Source organism: Paenibacillus sp. FSL R7-0345 (assembly GCF_038595055.1).
Taxonomy (GTDB): Bacteria; Bacillota; Bacilli; order Paenibacillales; family Paenibacillaceae; genus Paenibacillus_AQ.
Genome location: NZ_CP152002.1, coordinates 3,501,945 through 3,517,374, shown reverse-complemented (window position 1 = coordinate 3,517,374; position 15,430 = coordinate 3,501,945). Strand labels below are relative to the sequence as shown.

General features: G+C 50.9%; 9 protein-coding genes. All 9 read right to left on the bottom strand.

Features of this window, described 5'->3' with window-relative positions; all coding sequences use genetic code 11:
• Nucleotides 1–82: 82 nt before the first annotated feature.
• The 9 genes from NST84_RS14915 to NST84_RS14875 all read right to left on the bottom strand — a co-directional run bounded on the left by NST84_RS14915 (nt 83) and on the right by NST84_RS14875 (nt 15,417).
• Nucleotides 83–6,433, bottom strand: a complete 6,351-nt coding sequence (locus NST84_RS14915) for an S-layer homology domain-containing protein (protein ID WP_342560981.1) — start codon at nt 6,431–6,433, stop codon at nt 83–85.
• Nucleotides 6,434–6,451: 18 nt separating this feature from the next.
• Nucleotides 6,452–7,330, bottom strand: coding sequence for a carbohydrate ABC transporter permease (locus NST84_RS14910; RefSeq protein WP_342560980.1), 879 nt, complete (start codon nt 7,328–7,330; stop codon nt 6,452–6,454).
• Nucleotides 7,330–8,307, bottom strand: a complete 978-nt coding sequence (locus tag NST84_RS14905) for a sugar ABC transporter permease (protein WP_342560979.1) — start codon at nt 8,305–8,307, stop codon at nt 7,330–7,332. The genes NST84_RS14910 and NST84_RS14905 overlap by 1 nt, the downstream gene beginning before the upstream one ends.
• Before the next feature lie 39 nt (nt 8,308–8,346).
• A complete protein-coding gene (locus tag NST84_RS14900) occupies nt 8,347–9,747 on the bottom strand; it encodes an extracellular solute-binding protein (protein ID WP_342560978.1) in 1,401 nt (466 codons plus the stop codon).
• A 132-nt stretch (nt 9,748–9,879) separates the two neighbouring features.
• On the bottom strand, nt 9,880–12,243 hold the full coding sequence (locus tag NST84_RS14895) for a hypothetical protein (protein WP_342560977.1): 2,364 nt from the start codon (nt 12,241–12,243) through the stop codon (nt 9,880–9,882).
• A gap of 233 nt (nt 12,244–12,476) precedes the next feature.
• On the bottom strand, nt 12,477–13,529 hold the full coding sequence (locus tag NST84_RS14890) for a LacI family DNA-binding transcriptional regulator (protein WP_342560976.1): 1,053 nt from the start codon (nt 13,527–13,529) through the stop codon (nt 12,477–12,479).
• Between the two features lie 130 nt (nt 13,530–13,659).
• On the bottom strand, nt 13,660–14,175 hold the full coding sequence (locus NST84_RS14885) for a GNAT family N-acetyltransferase (protein WP_342560975.1): 516 nt from the start codon (nt 14,173–14,175) through the stop codon (nt 13,660–13,662).
• Between the two features lie 25 nt (nt 14,176–14,200).
• On the bottom strand, nt 14,201–14,653 hold the full coding sequence (locus NST84_RS14880) for a MarR family transcriptional regulator (protein ID WP_342560974.1): 453 nt from the start codon (nt 14,651–14,653) through the stop codon (nt 14,201–14,203).
• Between the two features lie 152 nt (nt 14,654–14,805).
• Nucleotides 14,806–15,417, bottom strand: coding sequence for a sugar O-acetyltransferase (locus tag NST84_RS14875; protein ID WP_342560973.1), 612 nt, complete (start codon nt 15,415–15,417; stop codon nt 14,806–14,808).
• Nucleotides 15,418–15,430: the final 13 nt, after the last annotated feature.

Below are 15,430 nucleotides of genomic sequence, written 5' to 3'. Positions count from 1 at the left end.
CAAGCCGGCCATTTCCCCAAGAAAAAAAGCAGCCTGTTGAGAAAGCTCAACAGGCTGCTTAGCATTAATACGATTGCTGTTCTTATTCCGTTTGACCCAGCAGACGGTAAATAACGACTGCTGCCTGCGCGCGTGTAGCTTTCCCTTGCGGGTCAAAGCGGCCGTCAGGCAATCCATTTATAATCCCGGCACTGCGTACTGCTTCCACTGCCTGCAGCGCATCCGGCTTAAGCTGCTTCGTGTCGGTAAACGGAGTGTTCAGGTTTCCGGCTTCAGCGGATAACTGAACTTTTAACAGATTGGCAAGCCGGTAGATCATTACCGCCATTTCCTGACGGGTAATCTGGTCATTGGCTCCAAAGCTGCCGTTTCCTTTGCCGTTCACGATGCCCAGCTTCTGGGCACTCGCCACAGACTCGCTATACCAGGCATCCGGGTTAACGTCAGCGAACGTTGTCACTGCCGTCTCATCCTGAAGATCAAACGCGTTCATCAGAATCTTGATAAACTCACCGCGTGTCACATTGGCTCCAGGCTTAAAGGTACCTTCAGCCGTACCGCTGATAGCCCCTCTCGCTGCCAGCGCTTCAATGCCCTCTGCAGCCCAGACAACATTCGTTAAATCAGTAAATCCGATATTTGCGCCGCGAACCATATAAGTTCCATTATGCTTCATGCTGAATTCCAGAAGTCCCGAAGCCGCATTGTATTTGCCGCCGGCAACCGTTCTGGTTGTTCCGTCTTCGAGCAAGCTGTAAGCCACTACCTGATGAGCCTTATCACCGGCTTGCAGCGCATATGGCAGGACCAGGCGGATGCCTTGGGTCAGCATTCTCTCTGCCGGAATCACTGAACCGTCAATACTCAGCGTAAACGTGCTGCGTGTCCCCGCTCCATTCATAGTAGACCCGGCGCTGTCTCCGGTTTGTACCAGCAGCGTGAGACTGCTGCCTGCGGAGGATTTCCAGAAGCTCTGCGGGAGTATGACTACACCGCTGCCGGTGTCCAGCTTCACAGTGCTAATTGTTGCAGCAGCTGCCAGTGTCTTTATAGGAAGCTCCACAGCAACTTGATTAGCAGCTGTGCCCGGAGTCACTTTAACAGTCAGCGTACCGTCTGTAAGCTCGTTCGCAGCCGCTTCGATCTCATTTGCCGCCACCTTCACGGCAATCTTTCCATCCGCCGCTGCCGAAGGCTGCAGCAGGATAGTCCCCTTATTCACCGCCGGAGCCGAACTCGGCGAAGGTGTAGGACTGGAAGTGCTAGCACCAGTGCCACCCGGAATAGCTACAACCGGTGTAGATGTTGGTGTTGGCGACAGTGTTGGCGACGGTGTTGGCGACGGTGTTGGTGTTGCTGAAGGTACCAGCTGCAATCCCTCAACAGCTGCCTTTAGTCTATCCAAAGCCTCATCAATCTCCGTCTGCCGGGAAGTCCCGCTCTCCAGCAGCTCTGCGGCATGGCTGACAGCTGCTGCAAGCGGCTTCCAGCTGGCTTCGGTATACAGCTCCTGCTTCAATGCTTTTGCCGTGGCCAGCTGCTCTTCGAGCTTAAAGGTATTAACCGGAGCCTGAACGGTAGTCAACGCCAGCGTATAGGTTGATGTCGTTACCTGATCTGTGCCCGTTACTTTTACCTTATAGCCTGTTTTCAATTCAGTTGCCAGAGTGAGCAGATCGCTTTCATAGACCGCATAGGTAACTCCTGCCCGTACGGTTAATCCCTCTTTCAGCTGATCAATGGTTGTTGTTTCAGGCACAACAATTTCTTTGGCCACCTGATCCAGCGTTCCTCCTGGAATCGTAATGCCGGTGATAGTTGCACCGTGATCAGCTACAGGTGTCAGAGCTTCAAATGCATTCTTAAGCGCTTTGTATGCGGTATCAATATCCCCTTCAGTCGAAGCATCATTACCGTAAACGGCTTGGGCCGCTGTAAGAGCAGCTGCCAGAGCCTCCCACTGCGCTTCAGTCCCGTCGTAATGCTCTTCATTTACCGCCGGATCGGCGGCTGTATCGATTGCAGTCTTCAGGCGTGACTTATCGTATTTGACATAGATCCGGCAGCTTGCCCGCACATCGCTGCCCTCAATCTTGCCAAAGATTACAAAATCCGTCGCAATCGTCAGCTTGTTCTCCGGGATTTCATCCCAGACAACATCCGCCTGCCCTTTAGTGTTGTCTGCATAAGTTACAGTCACTTTGCCTGGCAGAACCGGCATAACGTTCACTGTGGTGCTGACAGAGACTGGATCAACAGCTGTGATGGCTCCATGATCGGCCGGCAGCGGCTCCTCTCCGCCTGCTTTGGAAGAAATCGCCCGCCACTCCTTAAGCCCTGTAAATGAGCCACCTTGCTTATCCATGGTCAGCCGCAGTCTGTCGGTTGTGATCTCATTAAACGTCACTTCGTTGAATGCATTTTTAGCCATTTTCTTCTCACTCAGACCGCTGACGGGCACGAATTCGCCCGCAGCGCTGTCCCAAAATTCGAAGCGGTAGTCGGACGGTACCATTACACCGCCTCCGTCATCGAAGAAGTACAGTGAGCTTCCTGACAGGGTAACCGGACGCTGCCAGGTGTACTGAACCCAGTGGCTGTTACCCGGTCCGCCCCAGTTTCCGTACTGGGTTTCGATAGACTTGTCATTCAGATTATTGGAGTTGCGAGGAATAAATCCGTCATTAATGGCATAAACCGACTCCCAGGCGGAAGTATAGGATGCGCTTGGCACAGCCAGCAGCGCAGCATTTCGATAACGCAGATTGTTAATAGCTGTCCGCAGCCGGCCTGTCATGTCCTGGATTTCCTGCAGGCTGTACTCTGCAGAAGCAAGTAGCGTTTTAGCATCAGTCAGCACTGTCTGCAGCTGTTGCCAGGATTCAGGCGTATAATCATCCTGATTGCGTACAAGCGGACCAAGCGGTGTATTTTTGGACGCAAATTGCGAGATCATCGCTGAAAGATCCGCTGTTGCCACAAATACGGTGACCGGCACTTCGACAGTAGTCGCCAGTTCCCCGTCATTCACAGTGAGCTCATATTTGTATTCCCCGGTTGCCTTGAATTTTGCCTTCAGGACTGCCTGGTCCAGCACCGGCGCTTCAACTACGCCATCACCTGAAATCAGCTTCCACTCATAAGTGAGCTTGCCGTTTGGCATGCCGTCATCCTGTATAACAGGTACAAGCGTCAGCGGTGCATCCTGCTCTACCTTCACCGGTGTCTCCAGAATAACCTTCGGAGCACGGTTTGCAGCAGGTGTTACAGTCAGATTATTGTTGTAAATCTGAATTTCTTTAATTCCGGTTGAGTAACCGGAAGCATGGGTGAAGCTTACACGGAGTGCGGTTGTTTCCACTGCTGTAAATTCTACATTGTTGTAGTTGTCGGCAACATAATCCGGATACCGGAACTGTCCCTCTACGGGTCTCCACGTCGTACCATCCCTATCCAGATACTCGACACCGAATGTTTGCGGAGCACTGTAACCCTTTGGACGGCGGTCATTGTAGAAGTAAACTTTTACATTATCCACTGTCTTGCTGCTTCCCAGATCAAAGGTTACGGAGTCCGACGGGTTAGGTGAGCTGCCGAACAACGCCGTATTTGAAGTATGCGTGATGGAAGCAATGGTCGAGCCGTCAGCGAGCTTTTTCACATCTGAACCGCTTCTGATATAACTTGCTTCAATCTTCGTGTCTGCTGCAAGCGCAAGGTTCGCGCCGTTATGAACAACGTCAACACCTGCTTTGTTGAACATGTCCACCGCTTTATCATTACCGGCGAGTGTTGTCTCGTCAGCCGAGGCCAGCGTGACTGCACTGCCTTTTTCAAAAAGAACCTGTGTATTCGTGTTATCCCCTACAGCACCTGCAACATCTCCTGTTGGTTTGGTTACTTTGCCCGTAGCTGTATCAAACAGGATATGAGACATTTCGTTGGTGGTCAGCACGCGTTCACCGTTAATGAACAGGGAGTAACCGGCCGGAATACCTGCGTAATACGGGTTGCTGTCGCTGTATTTAGCCGGGTCCTGCCAGACCACCGTCAGGTCCGCATCATGGTAGCGTACATTGTCTACGGCAAAATGGTCATAATCCACATTGATCGGCCACAGCTCGATAATATCGTCTGTTCTCGGCTGCAGTCCAGCCATATCCTCCAGAACCGTGTAATTCATCATGCCCAGCGTATCGTGGTGAATCCAGGCACGCACCATTTTGCCGCTCGGGTTAGGCGGGTTGTCCTTGGTCCAAGGTGTGCCGAAGAAATAATCCTCCAGCCAGAAAAACTCATTGGAATCCAGATGATCTGTATTGCCCGGCTCAACGGTATGCAGCCATGCGCCCCAGTCAAACAATGTTTTATAAGTGCTGCTGTCAATGTTATTGACCGGATAATAGCGCAGGGACGCGCGGACAGTATTGATATAATTGCCGAAGTTGCACCAGGCGAACTGGTCTGTGCCGAAGGCGCTGGTCTCCCCGTTTTTGAATGCTTCTACACGCTTCATAATGCTGTTCTGGTCAGCCGTGAAGAACGGGAAGATCGGATAGTAATCAGGATCGGCATAATCGTAGAGCTGGGTCAGATATTTGGGATCATAGCCGCTCTCACCTGCTTTCGGCACAACACCGAAGTTAAAGACGAACATATTATTGTCACGCCACGGGTTAAACACATCCTTGCTGCCTTCAACCTTCTTGTGCAAAAAGCTTCCCGCCCCGTTCGTATCGGCCACACCGTCACCGTCAAAATCACTCTCGTCATACCACATACCCGTTAGCACGGCCTGCTGGATTTTACCGGCAATCTCCTTCATCTGTGCAGCCTTCACGGTATCACCAAGCTGCTCGTACATCTGCTGTGCGGCCACAGCATTGGCATAGGCAGTAGCTGATCCGTCCAGACGGGCATAATTGCCACCGCCTTTCCAGTGCATAGAGACGGTATCTCCGTCATTGCCGGTTATCGGGCCGTGGTTGTAATAGACCAGATTCGGATCATTGCCTTTAAAATGGGCCAGCGTGCCGGTCACATCATTTGCCGAAAAATCAGCAAACTTCTTCAGCACCTTATCGCCGCCGCCGTAGATTTTGTAAGCCTCCCAGCCGACCTGCGACGAATTTTGCATCATATCCCAGGTCCAGATGTTAGGCCGCCCGGGGTTATTCTTATAGTTGGCATTCTCGGAATATTCGCCCTGTGCCAGCCAGGTACCATAAGCATAGGACGGATCACGCAGCCACTTCAGATCCTGCATCGCCCAGGGGACGCTGACTGTGATGCCGTTGTTATAGCCAAGCACGCCTTCCATGTTCATCGGAAACTGCCAGTCATTCCCCGGAATATTGGCCTCGAGCAGATTAAAGCGGTTACACCACCAGCGGTAGTAGAGCACCTTTTTCACATTTTCATCAGGCACGTCGATATAAGGAATATTCTCCGCCCACCACTCATTGTACTGTGTAACCTGATCGGCAAAAGCCTGCTCATTACCGGCTTCCTTAAACGATGCATACTGAGTTTTGGAGGCGGGAATCTCTTCGGCCAGCCAGCCCATTACCACCTTCTCATCCACCGAGCCGCCGGCCGGAACGGTAATTTCTTTGACCAGCTTGCTGCCAGCTGCGCTCATGCCGTCCCCGCTGAGATGCACATCGACATAAGACATGGCTTCCACATACTGCTCACCGGCTCGTCCAACCATTAAAGGAGCAGCAACCCGGTTGCCGATTAATTCATTGCCTTCAGCCTTGGTGACAAAAGGGGACTTTACGGTCATCTTGACCGTAACCGGCTGGCTGCCCTTATTGGTCAGCTTCAGAAGTGTAACGGCACTGTTGTACGCGGATATGAACTTACGCTGGTTAATCTCCAGCCCGCCGCTGCTGTAGGTCTGATCGCCGTGGCTGGGATAATTTTTGCGCTTGCTTTTGTCCTCGGTTAGCCCGCCTGTTGAGAGTGAAATGCTGTACATGGTGTCTTTGTTCAGTGTGTCCGCATAATGTACTGTCCCGACGAAACCTAGCTTCGAGTTATCCTGAGTCTTCATATATAACGCACTGCCGCGGCTGTAAAGCGTGTTCGCTCCACCTTCGTCCCCTGCATCATCAGGAATTACGCCGGTGTTGACGAGTAATGAATCGATCCACGGAAGATCACTGTTGTCCTGCGCAAACTTGGCAAAATCAAAATCCTCAATCGCCTGCATCATCTGCCCGATTGTCTCCTGACTAAAATCTACCGGCTGTGCTGTGATCTGGTTGCCCGGCTTCCACTGCGCCTCACCGTAATCCGTCCCTACCCCTTCATGCACAAAATCCGTTGTATAGTTTGCCGATGCCGGGACAATCCCCGCGTTCAGAGTAACAGCTGTACATAAGGCTGCCACCCACATTTTGCGGGACCACTTTTTCTTCTTTGCCATAGTTGCTTAGTCTCCTCTCTAACCTTTAATTCCTGTCAACGTAATGCCTTCTACAAAATATTTGTTGCCGATCAGGAAAAACACCAGGCAGGGAGCGGTGACGACCAGTGCAAGGGCCATGACCTGCTCATAGTTCGGAATCCGCATGCCGTTAACGATATAAAGACCCATCGGCAGCGTATAATCAGCCTCTGTCTTCAGGTAAATCATCGTGTAGAAAAACTCATTCCAGCAGTTGATGAAGCTGAACAAAGCAACCACGATCATCGCCGGGCGGATTAGCGGAAGCATAATTCTGGAGTAGATGCGGAAATGGCCGGCTCCGTCGATTTTGGCCGCTTCGCTTAATTCTACAGGGATCGTCATGAAAAATTGCCGCAGCAGAAATACGAAATATGCGTTCCCGCCGGCACAGAAAAAAGCAGGGATGATCAGTGCAGGCTTACCAGCCAGTCCAAGCGAGGTGTAGAGCGAAAACTGCGGCAGCAGTGTAACGGCGCTCGGCAGCATCATGCTGCTGATGACCAGCACGAACCACATTCCGCGCAGCGGAAATCTCAGCTTGGCAAACGCATAACCGGCAAAGCTGGTTGTCAGCACAGTACCGATGACGTAAGGAACTACAATGGATACCGAGTTCCAGAGCTGGCGCAGGAATTGAATCCGTTCCAGCCCCAGCCGGAAGTTTTCGAATCCCGGCTCCTTCGGGAAAAAGACCGGCGGACGGGCCAGAATCTCTGTATGGCTGACAAAAGCACCGCGAAGCAGCCAATATAGCGGAAATGCGAAGACTACGGCAAGCAGGCAGGAGAGCGCTATTAAAGCCAGGTGAATGGCTTTGCTTTTGCTTTTGGCCCGCTTGATGCTGGAATATTTCAAGGCTGTGGCAGTTGTCATTATCTCACCTTCCTCCTTTTCCCCATGGAATCGTCCCGCTTCAGGGCACCCTGGAAGTAGAACAGTACAATGGTAATGACCAGCGTAATCAGGAAGACGATCCACGCTTCGGCGGAGGCAAGACCGCGCATGCCGACCTGCACAAAGGAATGGTCATAGATCATGACATTAATGAAGTAGGTCATCCGGTCAGGGGCTCCGTTTCTGGACAGCACAACACTCTGGGTATAAATCTGAATGGAGGTCATCATACACATAATTAGCTGGAAGAACAGCACCGGCTTGATTGTCGGATAAGTGACCTTCAGGAATTTATGCCAGGCATTGCCTCCGTCCATTTCGATCGCCTCCAGCAGCTCGCCGGGAACATCCTGCAGAGTGGCGATGAAGACCACGATGGTCCCGCCGCACGTCCACAGGCTCATAATGAACAAGGTACTAAAAATCTGGACCGGGTCTGTCAGAAACTCAATGGGCGCGATCCCCAGCTGCAGCAAAATCCAGTTGACAAGTCCGCCTTTGGCCTGATTTTGCAGCAGCATCTGCCAGACAATGGTTGTCGCCAGCATCGGGACCACGGAAGGCAGGAAGAAAACCGCCCGCAGCATATTTCTGCCAATGAACCTGCGGTTCAGCAGCAGCGCAACGATCAGGCAAAATACAATAACGAGCACCACATTCACAAAAGCGTAAACGAGGGTAACCGTTATCGATTTTTTAAACTCGGAGCTGGGGTTGCTGAAGATATAGATGTAGTTATCCAGCCCGATCCATTCCATGATCTGACTACCGCTCATAATCGTAATTTTATGAAAACTGTAAATGAAGCTGGCCAGCATCGGGTACAAGGTCAATACGAGAAAACCGATGATGGCAGGCGCAGCGAACAAATAACCGGCAACGGCTTCCTTGATGGCACCTTTGGCCTGTTTTGGAACAGGGACGGGTGCCGGACTGGTTTTGCTTTCTGGGTTCATCTGTACAGCCCTCTTTTCACATAAAGCGATTAATAAGTGCTAGGATACCTTGCCGCTCTCCCACAGTGACTTGATGACAGGCATGATAGAATCGTAGATTTCCTTTACGCTTTTACTGCCGGACAGCGCCTGGTCGATTGATTTCTCGTATTCAGTATTCATCTTGAGATAAGCAGGAACATAATAAGCTGGCCATTGTACGATAGAATCCTTAGTAGTGCTATAGCTGAGAATGGTTTCTTTGGCGCTTACCGGAAGCTCAGAGCTCCATTTATCAACCAGTGCGGCATCAGTATACCAGTCTGCCTGATTCGGCAGCCATGCCCCGCTTTTCAGCAGCTCAAGGCTGTTCTCCGGATTAACCATATAAGCATAGAACTTTTTGGCTTCTTCAATGTTCTTGGAGGTGTTATATACGACAAGCGGAGCACCGGCGTTCATTGTTACCGCTTTCTTCATTTTCGGCAGAACGCCAACACCGATGTCTTCGTTCCCCTTAATATTGGCCAAATCCCAGGAGCCGCTGACAGCCATCGCGTATCCGCCGCTGAGGGCATCAACCGCCGAACCGATCCCTGTACTCCAGGTATACGTGAACGGGGATGCAACCTTGTCCTTGTTGACCAGATCAGCCAGCTTCTGGATGCCTTCGGCACTTTCAGCAGAATCCCACTGGAACTCCGTGCCGTCTGGGGAGACAATTCCGCCGCCGTTCGCATTTGCCGCCCAGAAATGATGGAATTCACGCCCTGCGGTGAAGCCCAGCCCGTAATTCTCAGTCAGGTCAGCATTGAACCCTTCTTCTGCGGCTGTTTTGCCTTTGGAATCCTTGGTCAGCTTTTTAGCATTTGTTACAAAAGTATCCCAGTCCCATGCCTCTTCCACCTTTGTTGGCGGATAGGCAATTCCCGCTTCATCGAACTTGGACTTGCTGTAAAAGAGCAGCTCCAGCTGATTGGACAGGCCCACACCGATTACCTTTTGTTCAGGAGAATGAATGGTTATGGCAGACAGCTTCTCAGGGATGCTTCCGTCCGTCAAAAGATCTGAAATATCGGCCAGAATGCCCATTTCATTATATTTCTGGATATCCCCTTCCCCCATGTAACTGATGTCAGGGAGCTCGCCGGATTGCAGCCGGGTTTGGATAAAGGTATCAAAGGTTCCGTCCGCCGGCAGCACCTGCGCATTGATCTTGATTCCGGTATCGGCTGTATATTTCTCTGTCGCCGCTTCAACCAGCTTCTTCTGTACATCATCCCCCCAATACAGCAGCTCCAGTGTAACGTCCTTTGCAGCAGTCTCTTTGTTATCTCCGGCGTTTGCCGGAGCATTAGTGCCGCTCTGCTGGTTGTCCGAATTTCCTGTGCAGCCTGTCAGCGCAGAAAGCGCCATTGTCATTGCCATGGACAGCACCAGAGTACGCTTGCCAACCTTCATCTTCATTTCCTCCTTTTGATAGAGCTATATAGTTTAAGATAAACGAGTTTAATCGTTTAACTTAAAAACGGGATTTGTGCAGCAGAGCCTCAGTGACGTGCACTGCTGCAATTATGCAAGACGGACTGAAGGCTAAACAGTGAATTGTCCCTGTACAAACCGGATACTCGGCTGCAGCGTGCCTTCAGGCGCACGGAATTCCAGGTTATCCTCTAACATTATATATCTGGAAGGATATGCCGCATAGCTTGTAATGAACAGGCCATCCTGCTCCTCCGTTATCAATCCGTTGACACATTTCAGCCTGCCGTTGCTGTCACGATACAGGTAAGCAGTTGTTCCAAAGCCAAGCAGATAGGCCGCCAGCTCCTCCCCCATATCCCAATCATCGCCGGACACATCTGCAAACAGGGCAGCGAACAGCGGATCACTGGCACCTACAAATACCGACTGTCCGAAACGGTTGCGCGACAGCTCCGGCATATTCAGGTTCGGAGCAGCTACGCTGTAGGTAGAGGCGGCTTCTCCGGGTGCCAGGCGCCGCGGTGTTGACCGCACATTCCAGTCATAACAGTTAAACACAGCCATTGTAGCGCGGTAAGCAGCCTCCAGATAGGCAGGCTCTCGTAAATGCTCATAAGCTGCCAGTGCAGAAGAAGCTACCAGTCCTCCCCACAGGGAATGGATCATCGGAGACAGGGCTTCCCACCAGCGGTCAGGATTCTGCAGCCGGTAATCATTGCTGAAGCCGATGTTGGCGAGAATCAGCTGGCCGTAGCGTGCAGCTTCAGCCGTATTCCCCAGCCGGCATAAGGCCTGGCAGGTCGGTCCAAAACCGGCATTATCGTAGAAGTGCTCCGTGACTGCTCCGCTGTAATGCCGTACCCCTATGTTCATCGAACGGCCAAAGGACTCCCACAGCTTCTGCAGCTGAGAATACCAGGCTGACAGACCTGCCCGCTGGAGTGCTGAAATCAATTCTTCAATATAAAGAATAAACACACCGTTTAACCGGGATTCGTCCTTTTCGCGGCTGCCGGGATGAGAATCCGGATCGAGCCGCATACACATAACCTCGGCAGCCCACTGCAGATATGTCCGGGCAGAATACAGCTCCAGCAGCCCATCATCCATCTGGGACAGCAGATAAAATACGTGTGTGATATAGTCAAAGTCGTATATCCGGTAAAAGTCTCCATATAACGCCCGCGGCCGTGAGAAATCACCATCCTCGAACCAATGGAAGCGCATGTCCAGAGCAGCAGCTTTTTCAGCAATGGCCACTTGTCCGGGTACCGGTTCTGTCATCATGTTATTCATCAGCAGAAAGGCAAGCTTCCCCAGGGATTCGCCCTGATTGGACAGCGGCCGGAAGGCGTGGGGACGTTCTGCCGCGTTGGCGCCTGCATAGCTGTTCGCGCACATCCACTCTGCCCGTTTCCCCAGCAGCGTGCTTACCGGCTCCAGTACGTTCCAGATCAGAGCATCGCTGCGGCCGTCTTCAAGCACCAGCTCCAGCTTATGCTCACCCGGCACGTAGCGTCTGAAGGATATCGAATAACCCGTTCCGTTACTACCGGCAGATATCGGCTGCAGCTCTGTTGTGAGATCTTCCAGCATAATATCTTCTGAATTCCCGGGTGCACTGTAAAGGCGGAGCTCCTTGGCAGCAAGGCCAGCCGGTATATGTAGTGACGCCTGAAATGCTCCTCCGGCAGGCAGTACGGGCGTGTAGCTCCAGTGCGGATGTCCAAGTATTTCACCCTGGCGGTAGAAATCTTCCATGTCATTGAATGGCTGGAAGGTATACTTCCACTCCTTCTGCTCTCCCGGAGCGAGAGTGAGCTGCTTGTAATCATCACCGTAGATCCAGTCTGCTGCAGCTGAGCCATTCATGGCGGTCCCGTCTTCAACAAGGGACAGCCGGTGATACAGCAGGCCATCCAAAGAAGGTGACACCTGCTCAAGAAAGCGGTTACTATAACGGCAATAAGAACCCGCCGCTACCGTTCTTCCATCCAAACCGTATATTCCGAGATGCGGACCTTCATTGCTGCGCCGCACAGCAGCGAACTTCGCGAAGTCTCCGCCCAGGTGCGGATAGACAGCGCAGGACTCATGCATATTGCGCAGAACATTATCATCCCTGAACATGATATAGGCCAGTGAAAACCAGATATGAAGCCCTTCTAAGGTGACGGGCTCGCCAGAGGCATTACCTAACCTGACCGTCCAGAGCAGCTGATCCTCTTTCAAAGTATAATTCATGTTAAGCTTAATGCCTGAGGTATTAAATTCTACATTTGCCTGCCCGGAACCTTCTTGACTGATCACTGGATTAAAACGGCTGCTGTGCAGCGTCTTCCCGTCCAGCTTCAGCTCCCACTCACCGAACAGCTTATCTTCGTCATCCTCATATCCCGCCTGCTGCAGATATTGCGGATTAATGACCCAGTTCATACCATACGGATCATCCTGCAGGATAAGAGACTCCACTGCTCCCCTTCTATTTAGAGATATTTTATATTTTTCATTGCCCAGTACAGCAGTCACGCCATCACCTCTTTCATATCCTGACGCTAATTTAAACGTTTAAATTGAGTAAAAAAGAAATGATGTGAAACCACATCTGTATTCAAAAGACAAGAAATTCCAGAATTCCTGTATCACTCATCCTTATCCTTCGAGCAGAAACGGATACCGTCCTCTTCAGGGCGGCACTGCCGTTTCTAGCTGTGTTTCACATCACTGTGCAGGTCTTTCACTGAGCCGCGCTCAATCAGCCGGCATTCAGGCATCTTCAGCTGCTGAACCTGTTCTCCGTTGATCATCTGGTACAGCGATTCCATTGCCTGAAAGCCCATCTCATGCAGCGGCAATCCCATCGTCGTAATCCTTGGCTGAAGATAGTCGCTGAACTCGCGGTTATCAAAGCCGATGACCGAGAGATCTCCGGGGATACTTACGCCGCGCTCGCCCGCCATCTGGAGTACGCCGACGACCATAACATCATTCATCGACAGGATCGCTGTCGGCGGCTCCGGCAGGTCAAGCAGCTCACCAGTCAGCCGGTAGCCTGATTCGCGCTCCCAGTCCCCCATTTTGATCAGCATGGGATCAAACGGCAGTTCAAATTCAGTAACGGCCCTGTAGTAACCCTTCAGCCGGTGTCTGGATGGAATAGAATCCATCAGACCGCTGATAATCGCAATCCGCCGGTGTCCCTTACTGACCAGATAAGCCATCGCTTCATAGGAAGCCTGTTCATCATTGAACTGGATGGATAAATTGTCTTGTGTATACCCGTAAGTATACACAATGGGCTTGCCTTCAACATCAATAAGTCCGGTCAAATCACGGGTGTGAACACCGATGTAAATGATTCCGTCCACTTGTTTGCGGAGCAGCTCGGATACGGCATTCTCGGCATACTTGCGGTAAACCTCCGTATCGCCGAAATTGCGACCAATCCGTTTATCCAGCCGGAGATTGACGAGCAGGATCTGCAGATCGTGCCGGTCTCCGTAATCATTGATACCGTCAATAATCTCCGGTGCGTTGAACACCGTGATATCCTCGGCGATTACCCCGATTGTATTCGTCCGGTTGCGTTTCAGGCTCTTGGCAATATCATTAGGCTTATAATTCAGTTCTTCTATGGCCTCTGTTACCCTCCGGTGAGTCTCAGGACGCACATTCCGGGTTCCGTTAAGCACATAGGAGACCGTAGCAATGGAAACATTGGCCTTGAGTGCAATGTCTTTGATGCTGGTTTTCCTCATAGGCTTCTCCTGTCTAAGCATCCGAACCATCGTCCATTAGCCATTTAAACGTTTAGATTTGATTTGACTCCTAAAACTTACCATAACTTCAGCCTTTCCGCAAGCCCTTTCATTACAGTAATTCCTGCTTTTACAGCAGTTTTTCCATAATCAGATCTGTCTGTGCTTCATCGCCCATCTGAAAGATATGCGTTCCGGTCTGGACAAAGCCCATTTTTTGATAAAATCCGATTGCCGGCTTATTCTTTTCCCATACTCCAAGCCAGACTCGGGTTTTATTATGCTGAGCAGCGTTAGCCAGCGCATGGTTTATCAAGTGTTTGCCCAGCCCGTTTCTATGGTACCTGCTGCTGAGATAGATCCGCTCAATTTCGAGCGTGTCAGCTCCTGTATCTTCGGACTGGGCCTCATCTATATTCAGCTTCAGATAACCCGCCGGCTCCCCATCTGCCATGGCAAAAAAGAATGCCGAACCCGTGCGTGACAGCTCCTGCTCCAGTTTATCATCAGAAAAAGCATTGTCCAGATAATCCTGCATAACCTCCGGAGAATTCTGGTCTTTAAACGTTTCATTAAAGGTTTCGATGCTAAGGGCTTGAAGTGCCTTTAAGTCATCCAGGCTGCATTGTCTTATTGTTATTTCCATTTCGTTGTTAGCTCCTTTTGTACAATCAATATTCGCGTTTATGGCCCTTCTTTACTGATTCCCAGTCCATCTCTACATTCCTTCTGACCCGCTGCAAAAGCTCAAACAAGGCGTCCGTCTCCATTTCAGACAGCCCTGCCAACGCTACGTTATCCGAATGCTCGTGCTCCCTAAGGATATACGGGAAGATCTGTTCACCCTTAGCAGTGGGAAAAAGCAGGTTGATCTTCCTGTTATGCGGGTCATCCCTCTTTTCAACCAGTCCGTTCCGCTCCAGCTTCTGGATGGCCCGGGCAGCCGTAGTACGGTCAACCTTGAGCATTTCGGCAACCTTTTCCTGGATGATACCCGGATGCTCACAGATGCGGACAAGGTACAGGTATTGTCCTTTAGTCAGATCAAATTCTTTAAATTCTATATTGCTGATCGAATCCAGAGCTCTGGCAATCATCCCGATTTCTCGCAGAATTTCCTTCATGGCGGCAGCTCCAATCCTCTTTAATACTATTTATATTATCTTTTATTTGTTGTAAATACAACAATTATTCAGGCAAAAAAGTGCACCTGCCCATCAGCCTGCAGCCAACAAAACAGATGCACTTCAGTGTAGCCTTAGAATTTCATTTATATTTACCGGTAATCCTCGACATCAAATTCCCGGTCCTTGAAATAATATTTCCGGTCATCTTCTGTAATTTCACGGATCACCCGGCAAGGATTGCCGGCTGCAACCACATTGTCCGGAATATCCTTCGTTACCACACTGCCTGCCCCGATTACAGCATTGCTGCCTATTGTAACACCGGGAGTGACTACTACATTTCCGCCAATCCAGACATTGTCACCGATCGTGATTGCAATACCGTACTCATAGCCGGAGTTCCGCGAATCCGGGTGTATCGGGTGACCGGCAGTGTACAGAGATACATTAGGCGCGAACATCACATTGTTTCCGATCGAGACCTTGCCGACATCCAGAATTGTACAGTTGAAATTAGCATAGAAATGGTCGCCAGCTTCAATATTCTGGCCATAGTCGCAATAAAATGGCGGCTCGATATGCACACCCTTTCCGGCTTTGCCAAGAATACTGCGGATGAGCTTATCCTGTTCATCCTGTTCATCCGGCCGGAGCTGATTAAATTTCTGCACCTTCTGCTTGTTATTAATCCGTTCTTCCGTCAGTCCATCCAGCCAGGCTTTGTAAGGCAGGCCTGCCAGCATCCGTTCTTTTTGATTCATTACGTTCTACTTC

Bases quoted from the DNA above. Each gene is read 5' to 3' on its own strand.
- NST84_RS14910 (WP_342560980.1), bottom strand. From the start codon at position 7,330: ATGACAACTGCCACAGCCTTGAAATATTCCAGCATCAAGCGGGCCAAA.
- NST84_RS14885 (WP_342560975.1), bottom strand. From the start codon at position 14,175: ATGGAAATAACAATAAGACAATGCAGCCTGGATGACTTAAAGGCACTT.
- NST84_RS14905 (WP_342560979.1), bottom strand. From the start codon at position 8,307: ATGAACCCAGAAAGCAAAACCAGTCCGGCACCCGTCCCTGTTCCAAAA.
- NST84_RS14880 (WP_342560974.1), bottom strand. From the start codon at position 14,653: ATGAAGGAAATTCTGCGAGAAATCGGGATGATTGCCAGAGCTCTGGAT.
- NST84_RS14890 (WP_342560976.1), bottom strand. From the start codon at position 13,529: ATGAGGAAAACCAGCATCAAAGACATTGCACTCAAGGCCAATGTTTCC.
- NST84_RS14875 (WP_342560973.1), bottom strand. From the start codon at position 15,417: ATGAATCAAAAAGAACGGATGCTGGCAGGCCTGCCTTACAAAGCCTGG.
- NST84_RS14915 (WP_342560981.1), bottom strand. From the start codon at position 6,433: ATGGCAAAGAAGAAAAAGTGGTCCCGCAAAATGTGGGTGGCAGCCTTA.
- NST84_RS14900 (WP_342560978.1), bottom strand. From the start codon at position 9,747: ATGAAGGTTGGCAAGCGTACTCTGGTGCTGTCCATGGCAATGACAATG.